Origin of the sequence: Simplicispira psychrophila DSM 11588, from assembly GCF_000688255.1 — a bacterium.
Lineage (GTDB): Bacteria > Pseudomonadota > Gammaproteobacteria > Burkholderiales > Burkholderiaceae_C > Simplicispira > Simplicispira psychrophila.
The window spans coordinates 113,627-126,974 of sequence record NZ_JHYS01000004.1 but is presented as its reverse complement, the minus strand read 5'-3'; the positions used below and the strand labels follow the sequence as shown (position 1 = coordinate 126,974).

11 protein-coding genes are annotated in these 13,348 nt (G+C 62.4%); all 11 read right to left on the bottom strand.

Going from position 1 to position 13,348, the window contains the following annotated elements; all coding sequences use genetic code 11:
* Positions 1-2: 2 nt before the first annotated feature.
* A complete protein-coding gene (locus tag Q390_RS0105920; RefSeq protein ID WP_027995230.1) occupies positions 3-827 on the bottom strand; it encodes a ZIP family metal transporter in 825 nt (274 codons plus the stop codon).
* Between the two features lie 175 nt (positions 828-1,002).
* Entirely contained in the window at positions 1,003-1,899 is an 897-nt protein-coding gene (locus Q390_RS0105915) for a dienelactone hydrolase family protein (RefSeq protein ID WP_027995229.1), read from the bottom strand.
* 215 nt (positions 1,900-2,114) lie between these two features.
* Positions 2,115-2,615, bottom strand: coding sequence for a flavodoxin family protein (locus Q390_RS0105910; RefSeq protein ID WP_027995228.1), 501 nt, complete (start codon positions 2,613-2,615; stop codon positions 2,115-2,117).
* 13 nt (positions 2,616-2,628) lie between these two features.
* Complete coding sequence (locus Q390_RS0105905) at positions 2,629-3,261, bottom strand: glutathione S-transferase family protein (protein WP_027995227.1); 633 nt, start codon at positions 3,259-3,261, stop codon at positions 2,629-2,631.
* A 35-nt stretch (positions 3,262-3,296) separates the two neighbouring features.
* Positions 3,297-4,175 (bottom strand): glutathione-dependent disulfide-bond oxidoreductase, encoded by an 879-nt coding sequence (gene yghU / locus Q390_RS0105900; protein ID WP_027995226.1) that lies wholly within the window; start codon positions 4,173-4,175, stop codon positions 3,297-3,299.
* A 166-nt stretch (positions 4,176-4,341) separates the two neighbouring features.
* Entirely contained in the window at positions 4,342-5,157 is an 816-nt protein-coding gene (locus Q390_RS0105895) for an EAL domain-containing protein (RefSeq protein WP_027995225.1), read from the bottom strand.
* A gap of 99 nt (positions 5,158-5,256) precedes the next feature.
* Positions 5,257-7,035, bottom strand: coding sequence for an ABC transporter ATP-binding protein (locus Q390_RS0105890; protein WP_027995224.1), 1,779 nt, complete (start codon positions 7,033-7,035; stop codon positions 5,257-5,259).
* Between the two features lie 482 nt (positions 7,036-7,517).
* Positions 7,518-9,401 carry a hypothetical protein gene (locus Q390_RS0105880; RefSeq protein WP_211250420.1) on the bottom strand — a complete coding sequence of 628 codons (1,884 nt, stop codon included), beginning with the start codon at positions 9,399-9,401 and terminating at the stop codon, positions 7,518-7,520.
* Entirely contained in the window at positions 9,326-9,631 is a 306-nt protein-coding gene (locus Q390_RS0105875) for an AzlD domain-containing protein (protein ID WP_027995222.1), read from the bottom strand. Before Q390_RS0105875 ends, Q390_RS0105880 begins: the two co-directional genes overlap by 76 nt.
* On the bottom strand, positions 9,628-10,347 hold the full coding sequence (locus Q390_RS17705; RefSeq protein ID WP_245606872.1) for an AzlC family ABC transporter permease: 720 nt from the start codon (positions 10,345-10,347) through the stop codon (positions 9,628-9,630). Before Q390_RS17705 ends, Q390_RS0105875 begins: the two co-directional genes overlap by 4 nt.
* 105 nt (positions 10,348-10,452) lie before the next feature.
* Complete coding sequence (gene polA / locus Q390_RS0105865) at positions 10,453-13,287, bottom strand: DNA polymerase I (protein ID WP_027995221.1); 2,835 nt, start codon at positions 13,285-13,287, stop codon at positions 10,453-10,455.
* Positions 13,288-13,348: the final 61 nt, after the last annotated feature.

Below are 13,348 nucleotides of genomic sequence, written 5' to 3'. Positions count from 1 at the left end.
GGTCAGTGGCCGCCGTGCGCCAGACTGCTGACCAGCGTCACCACGGCCATGCCGGTCAACAGCATGGCGATCTGCACGGCGGTTTCGCGCGCTGACAGGCGCTTTTGCAATTGCGGAATCAAATCCGCCAGCGCCACATAGACAAAACTGCTGGAGGCCACCACCAGAAAGTACGGCAGCCAGTCGTGCAACTGCTCCAGCAGAAAGTAACCTGCCAAACCACCCAGCGCCGTCACCGCCCCGGCCAGCGACACCTTGATCAGCGCCATGTTGCGGTTGGTGCTGCTATTTAGCATCACGACCAGGTCGCCCATGTGGTGTGGCACCTCGTGCGCCAGCACCGACGCGGCAGCAATCAGTCCCAGGCGCATATCAGCGACAAAGGCCGAGGCAATCAGCACGCCATCGCCAAAGCAGTGCACGCTGTCGCCGGTCAACACCGTCCAGCCGCCCAGACGGGCACCGCCCGCAACCTCAGAAGGGTGATGAACGTGGCCGTGGCCGTGGTCATGTCCGTGGCCGGCCTGCGCATCGCCGTGCTCGTGGCCGTGGTGCCACAACTCGGCCTTTTCCAGCATGAAGAAAAACACCACGCCAACCAGCAAGGTGGCAAACAGGTCTTGTGCGCCGGCCTGGCTCTCGAACGCCTCGGGCAACAGGTGCATGAAGGCCGTGGCCAGCAAGGCGCCCGCGGCCAGGCTCAAAAGATGTTGCGGCCCGACGCTGCCCGACCCCCCCCCTAAGCCGCTGCGCAACAGCCACGCGGCCAGCCACACACTGCCAATGCCGGACGCCAACGTGGCCAAAATAATTGCTATTAATGTCATAGCTCTATGCGCTTATCCTGTATGGCCTATAGGCCGATTTGACTTAAAATAAAAATCTGCATCCGGGCTGCCGCCACATCGCTACCGGCACCAAAAAAGCCGCCCCACCGGAGCGGGGCGGCTGTTATGGCGCGGCATCCGCCTGCGCGCGTAAGGAGCGTTCTATGGCACCGCCTCAAGCCACGCCGTGTGCCTTGAACCAGGCCAACGCCCGCTTCCAGCCGTCCTCGGCCGGGCCCTGGCGGTAGCTGGGGCGGTAGTCGGCATGGAAAGCATGGGATGCATCGGGATAAATCACAAACTCAGACGCCTTGGCGGCGGCCGGACCCTGCGCCAAGGCAACTTTCATCTTATCAACCGTGTCAAGGGGAATGCCGCCGTCCTGCCCGCCATACAGCCCCAGCACCGGCGCATTGAGACGCGGCGCCAAGTCGATCGGCTGCTGCGGCGTGAGCGCACTGGCGCTGCCCACCAGCCGCCCGTACCACGCCACGCCGGCTTTGACCGGGCCGTGCGCCGCATACAGCCAGGTGATACGCCCGCCCCAACAAAAACCGGTGATGCCGATACGCGCTGCGTCGCCGCCGTGCGCCGCAGCCCACTGCACGGCGCCGTCCAGATCGGTCAGGACCTGGGCGTCGGGCACCTTCGCCACCACCTCGGCCATCAGTTTGGCGATGTCGGTGTATTGCGCTGGGTCGCCCTGGCGCGCATACAACTCGGGCGCTATTGCCAGATAACCGGCGTGCGCCAAGCGGCGGCAGACGTCGGTGATATAGGCGTGGACACCAAAAATTTCCTGGATCACCAGCACCACCGGCAAACCGGTCTTGCCCGCTGGCGCCGCACGGTAGGCAGGCACTTGGAAGCCGGTGACTTCGTAGTGCACGGTGCCTGCATCCAGGCTATCGGCCGACGTGGTAATGGCTGTTTGTGCCATCAGCGGCGCGGCAGCGGCGGCGTAGCCCAGGCCCAGCGCGGCCTGCAAAGCGGTGCGCCGGGTCGCGCCGGCTTCGGTGCTACGGCCCGGCAGCAGGGACTGGACATCAGAGCGGAGATCTTCAAACGGCATGGTGATTTCTCCTGAAGTGGCGCGTGGGCGCTGAAAATGGACGCCCAAGTCTAGGGGCTGGCGCACATTCGCGCTGGGCACCGGCTCGGCCCTGCCCATGCGCCCTGGGACGAGCCGGCTGGCGTTGACAGCAACCACAGCGCACAGGACGAAAACACCAGTCAAATCGGCCTTGAGCGCTTTCTATACAAGCGCTTACAGCTATAAAAAAAGGATCAGAACACGCCCAGTGCCAGCCCCGCCGCCAAGGCTTCGCCCACCGTGCGGCAGCGCTCCAGCGCTTCTGCGCTGATCTGTTTGGCTGCCAGGATGGCCTCGGGCGTTTGCGCGTGGGTGCAGACGATGAGCGGCTCGGCCACAGCTTTCAGCCGCCAGCCGGTGGCAATGCGCGCGATCTGCCGCGCGGCATTGCTGCCGTCGCTGCCGGCGCAAATCAGGCTGGCGTAGGGCCGGCCATTGAGCTGGTCGAGCGCAGCGTAATAGGTGCGATCAAAAAAATCTTTCAACGGCCCGCTGATCGCCGCCAGATTTTCAGGCGTGGCAAACAGATAGCCATCGGCGGCCAGCACGTCCTGCGGCCCGGCAGCAAAGGCGTGCAGCAGGCGCACTGCTACGCCGTCTTCAGTGGCCGCACCAGCACGCGCCGCCTCGGCCATCTGCCGCGTACCGCCAGTCAACGAGTGATAGACGATCAGCAGTGTCTTCGGTGCGTCCATGGCCGCTTTTCCACTACAGCGCCATCGACGGCCGACCCGCCATCGCGGCGCGCCAGCGCCACAGCTCGGTGTGCGACTCCAGCGGCTTGCGCTTGACGATGCGCGCAAAGTCCAGCGCCACCACGGCGGTGATGTCGGCCATGCTGAAGCGTTCGGTAGCCACAAACTCGCGTCCGACCAAACGCTGGTTGAGCATGTCAAAAAATTGTTCGACCCGCACTAGGCCGCGCTCGGCCAGCGCCGGAATCTGCGCGTAGTTCACCGTCCCCGGCAGCGCGCGCTGCGCCATGGCCGGTGCGCTGTTGCGCAGCGCCTCGGCAACAGCCAGCAAGCCCTCAAATTCCATACGCCAGTTCCAACTGGTCACCTCGGCCTTTTCTTCGGGTGTGACGCCCAGCAGCGGCGGCGCGGGAAAGCGTGCTTCCAGGTACGCAGCAATGCCGGCGTTGTCGGTCAGCAGCAAGCCGTCGTCGGTGCGCAAGGCCGGCACGGTGCATTGCGGGTTGATCTGGCGGTACGCCTCGCTCAGCTGCTCGCCGCTGCGCAAGTCCACCGGCACGGTGTCGTGCGCCACGCCTTTCTCGGCCAGAAAAATGCGTGCGCGGCGCGGGCTGGGCGCCGTAGCGCAGTCGTACAAAGTGAGCATGGTGAAACCCTTTACAGCAGTGAATGGACGGGCCGTCAGGACGATGCCGCCAGCTTGTCCTGCGTTTGTGTATCGAAGTCGCTGGCGTCGTGGCGCTCATGCAGCTGGCTGGCTGGATCGCCCCAGGTACGGTTGACCTTGCGGCCGCGCTGCACGGCTGGGCGCTGCGCAATCTGGTCGGCCCAGCGCAGCACATGGGTGTATTCATGCACCTGCAAAAACTCGCCGGCGTCATATAGCTGCCCCTTGGCCAGCGCGCCATACCAAGGCCAAATGGCCATGTCGGCCACCGTGTATTCGCTACCGGCAATGTATTCACGCACCGCCAACTGCTGGTCCAGCACATCCAGCTGGCGCTTGACCTCCATGGCGTAGCGATCGATGGGGTATTGGAATTTCTCTGGTGCATAGGCATAAAAATGCCCAAAACCACCGCCCAGAAACGGCGCACTGCCCATCTGCCAAAACAGCCACGACAGGCACTCGGCGCGCGCCGCACCACTGGTCGGCACAAAGGCACCAAATTTTTCTGCCAGATACAACAAGATGGCGCCGGACTCAAACACCCGCACCGGCTGGGTCGCATCGCTGCAGTCCAGCAGCGCCGGGATTTTGGAGTTCGGATTGACGGCAACAAAACCGCTGCCAAACTGCGCGCCCTCGTTGATCGGAATCAACCAGGCGTCGTACTCGGCACCGCTGTGGCCTAGCGCCAGCAGCTCTTCCAACAGCACTGGCACCTTGACACCGTTGGGCGTGGCCAGCGAATACAACTGCAACGGATGGCGGCCATGGGGCAGCTCTTTCTCGTGCGTAGCGCCAGAAACCGGCCGGTTGATATGGGCAAACTTGCCGCCATTGCCGAGATTCCATTGCCAGATGGCGGGTGGGGTGTAGGAGGATGGATCGGACATGCAGGGGACTCCCAGGGAAAAGCAGAGATGTGCGGTCACAGCGCGGCCGCTGGCCAAAAGAGTGTAGCCAAGCACCTGGGCCTGCGCTTGGCGGGGTGGCTACACCCCCTGTCCGGCTGCCTGTTTGACAGCACCCGCATGGAAGGAGCGGGGAGCGGTCTTTGTCCTACCCGGCAAACACCACCGACGCCACGGGCACCACGGCCTGGAAGCTGGGCCGGGCGAATAAATAGCCCTGCATCAGATGGATGCCAGCCTCACGCAGGGCGTCGTGCTCGGGCACGGTTTCCACGCCTTCGGCAATTACCTGAATGTTCATTTCCTCGCACATGCGCGCCAAGTGGCGCACGATGGTGCGGCGGGCGCGGTCAGCGTCCAGGTTGCGGATCAGGCCCATGTCCAACTTGATCAGGTCGGGCTGAAAATCCGCCAGCAGCGACAGTCCGGCGTAACCGGCGCCAAAGTCATCGATGGCGGTCTTGAAGCCGCAGCGCTGGTACTCACGCAAAATTTCGGCGAACCAGGGACCGTCTTCGACCCGCTCGCCTTCAGTCACTTCAAAAATGATGCGCTCCAGCGGAAAGCCGTGGACGCGCGCGGCCTCCAGCGTGGTGCGGATGCACAGTTCGGGCTTGTAGATGGCGTTGGGCAAGAAATTGATCGACAAATGCTCGGTCATACCCAGGGCGCTGGCGCCCTTGATGGCCTTGACCCGGCAGGCCTGATCGAACCGGTAGCGGTTGTGCTCATTGACCTGGGCCAGCACGCTGGCCGCGCTCTCGCCCTGCGGTCCGCGCACCAGGGCTTCGTGCGCGTAGATGGTGCGGCGCGCTACATCCACGATGGGCTGGTAGGCGTATTCAAAGCCAAAGTCCAGTCGCGCGCCCTGGCCGCAGTTTGCGCAATCGTTCGAGGTGCCTTGCAGCGGGGTGAAATCAATGGGAAAGGAGGGGTTGGAGCGGGCCATGGTGAGGGAGGTCATAGCGAATGGTAACTTTTTGTCTATTCTGGGGTGCAAGCGCTTCCTATTTTGACGGCAGCGCCTCAACGCGTCACCGAGCGACAGGGCAGGCTCATCGTTTTACCCCTGCGGCCCAGCCCGCTCAGGAACCCAGGGCGCCCGGCGCTCACCCCTCTGCTGGCGCCACATGGCGTAGTACAGGCCGCGCTGCGCCAGCAACTCGGCATGGTTGCCTGACTCGACGATGCGGCCCTTTTCCAGCACAAAAATAGTCTGGGCATGCAAGATAGTCGAGAGCCGGTGCGCAATCAGGATGGTGATGCGCCTGCTCTCGGTGGACAGGCGCCGTACGGTGTCGGTGATCTGCTCTTCGGTCAGCGAATCCAGCGCCGAGGTGGCCTCGTCAAAGATCAGCAACGGCGGCTGGCGCAGCAGCGCGCGGGCAATCGACAGGCGCTGCTTTTCACCGCCGGACAGGCGCACACCCATTTCGCCAATGGACGTGTCCAGCCCCTCCGGGGCCTTGCCCAGCAAGTGGGCGCAGGCCGCCTGCTGCATGGCTGCAATGATTTCAGCATCGCTGGCGTCGGCTTTGACCACCCGCAGGTTCTCGCGCAGGCTGCCGGCAAACAGGTGCGTCTCTTGCGTGACAAAACCGATTTGGCGGCGCACCTCGTTGTAGCGCAGCTGGGTGGTAGCCACGCCGTTGTAGAAAATTTCGCCGCTGACCGGCGTGTACAGGCCCACCAGTAACTTCACCAGCGTGGACTTGCCCGAGCCGGACGGCCCGACAAACGCCACCGTATCGCCCAGCGCCGCGCTGAAGCTGACGCCATCGAGCGCATTGTCCGGAGCACCCTGGTGCTGGAAGACGACATTGCTGAAGCGCACTTCGCGCACCGGCCCGACCTGCACCGAGTCCTTGGGTCGGCGCTCGACGGGTTTTTTCATCAGCGCTTCAAAGTTCAGCAGCGACGCCTCGGCCTCGCGCCAGGCGAGGATGATGTTACCCAGCTCCTGCAGCGGCGCAAAAATAGCGACCGAAATGAACTGCATGGCGATCAGCTCGCCGGTGCTCAGCACGTCCTTGAAAATCAGCCACAGCAGCGCGAACAAGACGGCCAGCTTGAGCAAACTCAGCGTGGTGCCTTGCAGGAACGACAGCAGCCGGATGCGTTTGACCTTTTGCATCTCCAGCGCAAAGATTTTGTGTGTTTGCGCCTGCAGCCGGCGAATCTCCGGAAAAGTCAGCCCCAGGCTTTTGATCAGCTCAATGTTGCGCAGTGACTCGGTGATGAAGCCCGAGTTGCGATTGGTCTCGCGCACGATGGAGCGCTGCTGCGTCTTGATCTCGCGGCTGAGCAAGCCGGTCAGGCCGCCCAGCACCAACACGCCAATCAAAAACACCGGCACCAGCGCCCAGTGCCGCGTCACCGCATACCAGATCAGAAAACTCACGCCGACAAAGGCGGCAAACACGGTGTTGATGAAAGCGTTGATAAACCGCTCGCTGTCTTGCCGCACCTTTTGCAGCAGCGAGAGCGTTTCGCCGCTGCGCATTTCGGCGAACTCCTGAAACTTCAGGCGCAGCACCTGCCGCAGCCCATCGTTAAAGATCTGCGTCCCGAGCTTTTGCACCACCAGCCGCGTGACGTATTCCTGCAGCGCCTTGGCCAGGCGCGACAGCACCGCCACCCCCACCGCCAGACCCAGCAGGCGCAGCACGCCCGAGACCAGTTCTTCGTCGCTTTTGCCGCCCCGGTGCACGGCATAGCCGTCAATGATCTTGCCAAAGATGATCGGGTCGACCAGCGCCAGCACCTGGCTGATGGCCGCCAGCAGCAGGGCCAGCAAAGCCAGCTTGCCGTGCGGGCGCAGATAGATCCAGAGGATGTGCATGGGGTGGTCTCCTGCGGGGTGGATTACAGCGCAAGGCGGGGCGCGCGCTTTGCGCCTTGGGCGATGTCCTATGCATTGTGGCGACGTCTGCGAGGCGCGGTTAGGCGCTATGTAGTCAAAAATTCCTCTAGCGCTTATGCAGTCTGCGCTGACAGCTATCAAATAAGAAATGGAGTGCCGCCCGGCCGGCGTACGCTGTGCGGCAAGCTCCTTGACAAAACGCCTTTGTTGCGGACAAAGGTGTGTCCAGTCATGTGTGGGAACTCAGAGGGCAAAGCAGTGGTGGCTGGCGCAGTGCGGCCATTAGGCAAAAAAATCCAATGACAACCTTTTGGCTGCACCTGTCGCCGCTGTTCAAATCATTGCGCAGACTGTAGGAAGTGTGATTGGCATCGGCCCTCGGCTGTCGTTCACCGAATCGATATCGACACCCCGAAGCAGTTGTTCTCCGAAGTCCTTTCTGAGCAGGTAGCGCTTCGCGCTCATGGATTCAGATCGCCCGCTCCGAGGGCGAGCAGAATCGTATCGAAGCTCTTGTCGCATTGACCGGCGAGATCCTTGAAGTGGGCCCTTAGGGTTCCATGCGTCGCACGCGCCTGCCGCTCTTCCTTGTCCTTCTCCTCGATGGAGCTATGCGCCTTCAGGATGCTACGCAGAGCATGAAGCCTACTAAGCGGCATGAGATTTGCCTTGGCGTCATCGACTGTCTTTCCTGAGGCAACAAGGATTTCTGCGATCAAGCGCAGAGAGGCCCAATTTGCCTCTGCTTTCCTTCCCCTGGCCTCGAGCAACTTTCGCAGAGGTTTGAGCAGAAATCCCTCAACAAGTAACTGATCGAAGGCCATGATTTCGTTGGCCCATTCAAGGGTCGAATCCGTGGCTGGGTAGCGAGCCGCATCCATATGCGCCTCGCCTCTTGGCTGCCACCAGTCAGGTGGCGAGGCGTTGAGTTTCTCGATTTTGTACTTCAAGAGATGAAGCGGGTCATATTCAGAACTGAACTCGCCGAGGATGTCGTTTTCATATGCCCGCGTGGAGATTGTTCCCTTCGGCCACTCGTTGAACGATTGCCAGTAACGTTGCTCTTCGATTGGGAGGTGGGCTAGGTCACCAATATAGGCATGCATCTGTCCAGCTTCGTTGATGTCGTAGCTTTTGAGGTACCACGCGTTGCGGCAACTGATGGATCGGTCATTGAGGCTGTACTTCTCGGGATCAGCCTTAAAGCGGTGCATAACATCAGGTCGGAAGAATGCCGGCGAAATTTCCCAGGGAAGATTCGATTCCTGGAAATAGTTCGAGAGGAACTCCGGCGCGCACATCGTTTCAACTTCAACGCTGTTCTTTCGGTCGAATATCTTGAACGCCGCATATTCCTTTCTCCTTGTCGGGTTCGATTCCTCTTTCCACTCGTCGATAAGTTGCTGCAGCGGAATGGTAGAGCGGACGATCATCCGGCCGTAGACGTAGCTGGCATTCCCGATGCTGCCACCTTGATAGAAGAGGTCTGGGGCCTTGCGATCAATGCGCGGATGGTCGCCCCAGCCATCGAACTCTCCGAATTTCAAACGAGTGAAGTCGAAAAAATAGACCAGAGACATGTCCGCGAGAGTCATGTAGGTGGAGAGATCCTTTGCGAGGATCGTGACGACGATGAGACTCTCCCGTCCCGGGCCGAGTTTGTTGCGGATCACACGAATAACGTCTTCAATGTCGCCGCACTCATCCAAGCGGCAGTACGCATTGCGTTCCGGCACGAAATGCAGGCTGAGCGCATGCACAATCTTCTGGCTCAGTTCGATTGAGATTTCACCCCTTTGCACTCCATCGAATGAGCGGCGGAAGACCAGCTTTTCACCCCCCGACAGTGATTTCCCAAAGCTCAGCGGTGCTTCGAGGTAGACACGATGGCCTTCTCCGCCGCCGTAGCTCTTTTGGATGACCCAGCTGTCATCTATCTGCACGACGGAATGCATGAGGTCTTCGTAGTCCGCAGGGGTGACTTGCTTTCGCGGCGCAAGCACGGCATGAACATACGTCGCTGGTCCGCTTGCATAAATCACAATTTCCTCGCTCTGCGCGCTCTCCTTCAGGAAAGCTACAGAGTCTTCTGCCGCGATCAACCACTCAGCCCCGCCGGTGACGGGCTCTTGGGAGATTGCTTTCAGGGCAGCAATGTTGAATCTTCGTGCCATCAAACGCCTCCTTCTTCTTCTGTGCTTGTCGCCTACCGTGAAGCCGTTGCTGGTATCCGACTGCTTGTCGCCGACACCTGCCTGAAACTCACCATTCACCCCCACCACCGCACCGCCGCCGCAGCCCCCGCCCCCAACACCACCACCAGCAAAAACGGCAGCCGCGCCCACAGGGCCAGCGCCGCAACCACCAAGGCAGCCAGCCGCGCGTCAATCACCAGGCTGGTGCCGGCAGCAAAGGTGTTCATCACCGTCAGCGCGGCCAGCAGCGCCACGGTGATGGCCCCTGCCACGCGGGCCATACGCGGGTGTTGTAGCCAGCGGGCGGGGACGGCGTAGCCGGCCCATTTGGTCAGATACGCGGCCAGGCTGGCCAGCACAATCGCGCTCCAAAGCGTCATCGCGTGCTCTCTAGCGTGGGGGCATCCGCAGCCGGGTCACGCCCCCACCAGCCCCACCAGCCCCACGCGGCACCGACCACCGCCGCCAGCAAAATCGGCAAACCGGGCGGCACTTGCGGCACGGCCATAGCGACAACGACACCACACAGCACCGCCAGCGCCACCGATTCACGCTGGCGCAGACGCGGCCACAGCAAACCGAGAAACGCCGCCACCGCCGCGCCATCCAAGCCCCAACGGCGTGGATCGCCGAGCGCGTCGCCCAGCCATGCGCCCAGCAGAGTGAACAAATTCCACAGCACAAACACGCCAACGCCCGCCGTCCAGAAGCCGCGCCGCTGTTCATCGGGCGAGCTTTGGCCGACGGCGGTGGCGGCGGATTCGTCGATGGTGACGTGCGCCGCCAGCCATTGGCGCCAGCCGGTGGGCAACAACAGGCGGTTCATCTGCATCCCATAGACGGCGTTGCGCACGCCCAACAAGGTCGCTGCACCCACCGCCGCCGAGGCCGCGCCCCCGCCAGCGATGACGCCGATGAAGGCGAACTGCGAGCCACCGGTGAACATCAGCAAACTCAGCACCGCCGTCTGCGCCACGCTCAGACCCGCAGCCACGGCCAGCGCGCCAAACGACAGGCCGTACAAGCCGGTAGCGACGGAAATGGACAGGCCCATGCGCACGGCAGGCGTCCACCAAGGTGGTGAAGAAGACAGCACAGAAATTATTTTGATAGCACGTAGCGCACGTATTCAGACGACTTCACCCATAAAAAACGCTGAATCGACGTGAATACGTGCGCTAGCAGCTATTAATTCAATAGCTCAATGCGCCTCATCCCAGTTCTTGCCAACGCCTACTTCCGCTAAAAGCGGCACCTTGAGCTCGGCCACGCCGGCCATCAGGCGCGGGATTTCTGCCTTGAGCCAGTCCACGTCGCCTTCGGGCAGCTCGAACACCAGTTCATCGTGCACCTGCAGCACCATCAGCACCTCGGGTTTTTCTGTGTCCAACGTGGCCTGCACCTGCACCATGGCCAGTTTGATGAGGTCGGCAGCGGTGCCTTGCATCGGCGCGTTGATGGCGGCGCGTTCGGCGCCGGCGCGGCGCGGGCCGTTGGGCGAGTTGATTTCAGGCAGGTACAGGCGCCGGCCCAGCACGGTTTCGACGTAGCCCTGCGCTTTGGCCAGCGCGCGCGTCTCGTCCATGTACTGCTTGACGCCGGGGTAGCGCTGAAAGTAGCGGTCGATGTAGGCGGCAGCGGCCTTGGTTTCGATACCCAGGCTTTTGGCCAGGCCAAAGCTGCTCATGCCGTAAATCAGGCCAAAGTTAATCACCTTGGCATAACGGCGCTGCTCGCTGCTCACCTGCTCCACAGCCACGCCAAACACTTCGGCGGCGGTAGCACGGTGCACGTCCAGACCTTCGCGGAAGGCGTGCAACAGCGCCTCATCGCCGCTCAGGTGCGCCATGATGCGCAGCTCGATCTGGCTGTAGTCGGCGCTGGCAATGACGCGGCCCGGCGGCGCGACGAAGGCCGCGCGGATGCGCCGACCTTCGAGCGTGCGGATCGGGATGTTTTGCAGATTGGGTTCGTTGCTCGACAGCCGCCCGGTGACTGCGACGGCTTGGGCGTAGTGGGTGTGCACCCGACCAGTGCGCGGATTCGCCAGCTGCGCCAGCTTGTCGGTGTAGGTGCCTTTGAGCTTGGACAGGCTACGGTGCTCCAGCAGTTTCTTGGGCAGTGGGTAGTCCAGCGCCAGCTTTTCCAGCACTTCTTCGTCGGTGCTGCGCGCGCCGGTGGCAGTTTTCTTGACCACTGGCATAGCAAGTTTGTCAAAGAAAATTTCGCCCAACTGCTTGGGGCTGGCCAGATTGAAGGGCTGGCCGGCGATCTCGTAGGCGTCAGTTTCGAGCTGCAGGATGCGCTGACCCAGTTCGTGGCTCTGCGTGGCCAATGTGGGCGCGTCGATCAGCACGCCGTTGCGTTCGATGCGAAACAGCGCCTCGCTGCTGGCCATTTCCAGCGCATAAATGCCGCGCAGCTTGTCATCGGCTTGCAGCTGCGGCCACAGCACGCGGTGCACGTCCAGGGTCTGGTCGGCGTCCTCGCAGGCATAGGCGGCGGCCTTGTCCACCGCCACCTGGGCAAACGGGATCTGGTGCGCGCCCTTGCCGCACAGGTCTTCGTAGCTCAGGCCGCTGCGCCCGGTGTGGCGCAGCGCCAGGCTAGCCAGGCCGTGCGGCTTGTGCACTTCGAGCACGTAGCTTTGCAACATGGTGTCGTGCGCGTAGCCGCGCACCTGGATGCCGTGGTTGGCCAGCACATGGCGGTCGTACTTGATGTGCTGGCCGAGCTTGGGCTTGCTCGCGTCTTCCAGCCAGGGTTTCAGGCGTGCCAGCACGTCGGCCAGCGGCAGCTGCTCGGGCGCATCCGGGCCGGCGTGGGCCAGCGGGAGGTAGGCGGCTTCGCCCGGCTGCACGCTCAGCGAAAAGCCGACGATCTCGGCGCTCAGGGCATCGAGCGAGGTGGTTTCGGTGTCAATGGCGACCAGTGCGGCCGCTTGGGCACGGGCCAGCCAGCGCTCGAACGCTTCCCAGGTCAGGATGGTTTCATAGGCCACGGCACGCTGCTGCGCGGCTTCGGCGATGGCGGTGACTGGATCGGCGGTTGCGGGGTCGAGGGCATCGACAGGTTCGGCAAACAGGTCGGCGGTGCCGCCGTCGTCCTTTTTCTTGCCGACGGGTGGCGCGGCCGGGGCGGCACTGGCGCTGACCGCGCCGAGCGCGCGTGCCAGGCCTTTGAAGCCGTATTGATCATAAAAATCGCGCAAAGCGTCGGTCTGATCTGCGCTGATAGCTATGGTTTCCATAGCTGGCAAGCCGGGCACATGCTCCGTCAAATCGCAGTCGGTCTTGATGGTGACCAGCTGGCGCGCCGTTGGCAGCCACGCCAGCGCACCGCGCAGGTTCTCGCCGACCACGCCTTTGATGTCCGCCGCGTGCGCCACCAGCGCGTCGAGCGAGCCGTATTCCGTCAGCCACTTGGCGGCGGTCTTAGGGCCGACCTTGGGCACGCCGGGCACGTTGTCCACGGTGTCGCCGACCAGCGCCTGAAAATCCACCATCAACGCTGGCGGCACGCCAAACTCCGCCGTCACGCCGGCGACGTCGCGCTTTTTGCCGTTCATGGTGTCGATGACGGTGATGTGCGCGTCCACCAGTTGACTCAAATCTTTGTCACCGCTGGAAATCACCACGTTGACGCCCTGGCGCGCAGCAGTAACGGCCAGCGTGCCAATCACGTCATCGGCTTCCACACCGGGAATCGCCAGCACCGTCCAGCCGAGCATCCGCACCACGTCGTGGATGGGCGCAATCTGCGCGCGCAGGTCGTCGGACATCGGCGCGCGCTGGGCTTTGTAGTCGGGGTAAATGTCGTCACGAAAAGTGCGACCGGGGGCGTCAAAAACGCACACCGCGTAGTCAGCACGCACCTCTTTGCGCAGCGCGCCCATCATGTTGATCATGCCGCGAATGGCGCCGGTGGCCACACTCGTCGGGTCGCCGGGCACGGCACGCAGGTCGGGCATGGCGTGAAAGGCGCGGTAAAGGTAGCTGGAACCATCGACCAGCACCAGAGTTTTTTGTTCGGTCATGGCGCAATTGTGCATGGGGGCCTGGGGTGCCAAAATACCGGCAAAATGGCCCCTTTGAATG

What these genes read in the sequence shown, in the direction of transcription:
- Q390_RS0105920 (WP_027995230.1), bottom strand. Translation starts at nt 827, where the DNA reads ATGACATTAATAGCAATTATTTTGGCCACGTTGGCGTCCGGCATTGGC.
- Q390_RS0105915 (WP_027995229.1), bottom strand. Translation starts at nt 1,899, where the DNA reads ATGCCGTTTGAAGATCTCCGCTCTGATGTCCAGTCCCTGCTGCCGGGC.
- Q390_RS0105910 (WP_027995228.1), bottom strand. Translation starts at nt 2,615, where the DNA reads ATGGACGCACCGAAGACACTGCTGATCGTCTATCACTCGTTGACTGGC.
- Q390_RS0105905 (WP_027995227.1), bottom strand. Translation starts at nt 3,261, where the DNA reads ATGCTCACTTTGTACGACTGCGCTACGGCGCCCAGCCCGCGCCGCGCA.
- yghU (WP_027995226.1), bottom strand. Translation starts at nt 4,175, where the DNA reads ATGTCCGATCCATCCTCCTACACCCCACCCGCCATCTGGCAATGGAAT.
- Q390_RS0105895 (WP_027995225.1), bottom strand. Translation starts at nt 5,157, where the DNA reads ATGACCTCCCTCACCATGGCCCGCTCCAACCCCTCCTTTCCCATTGAT.
- Q390_RS0105890 (WP_027995224.1), bottom strand. Translation starts at nt 7,035, where the DNA reads ATGCACATCCTCTGGATCTATCTGCGCCCGCACGGCAAGCTGGCTTTG.
- Q390_RS0105875 (WP_027995222.1), bottom strand. Translation starts at nt 9,631, where the DNA reads ATGACGCTTTGGAGCGCGATTGTGCTGGCCAGCCTGGCCGCGTATCTG.
- polA (WP_027995221.1), bottom strand. Translation starts at nt 13,287, where the DNA reads ATGACCGAACAAAAAACTCTGGTGCTGGTCGATGGTTCCAGCTACCTT.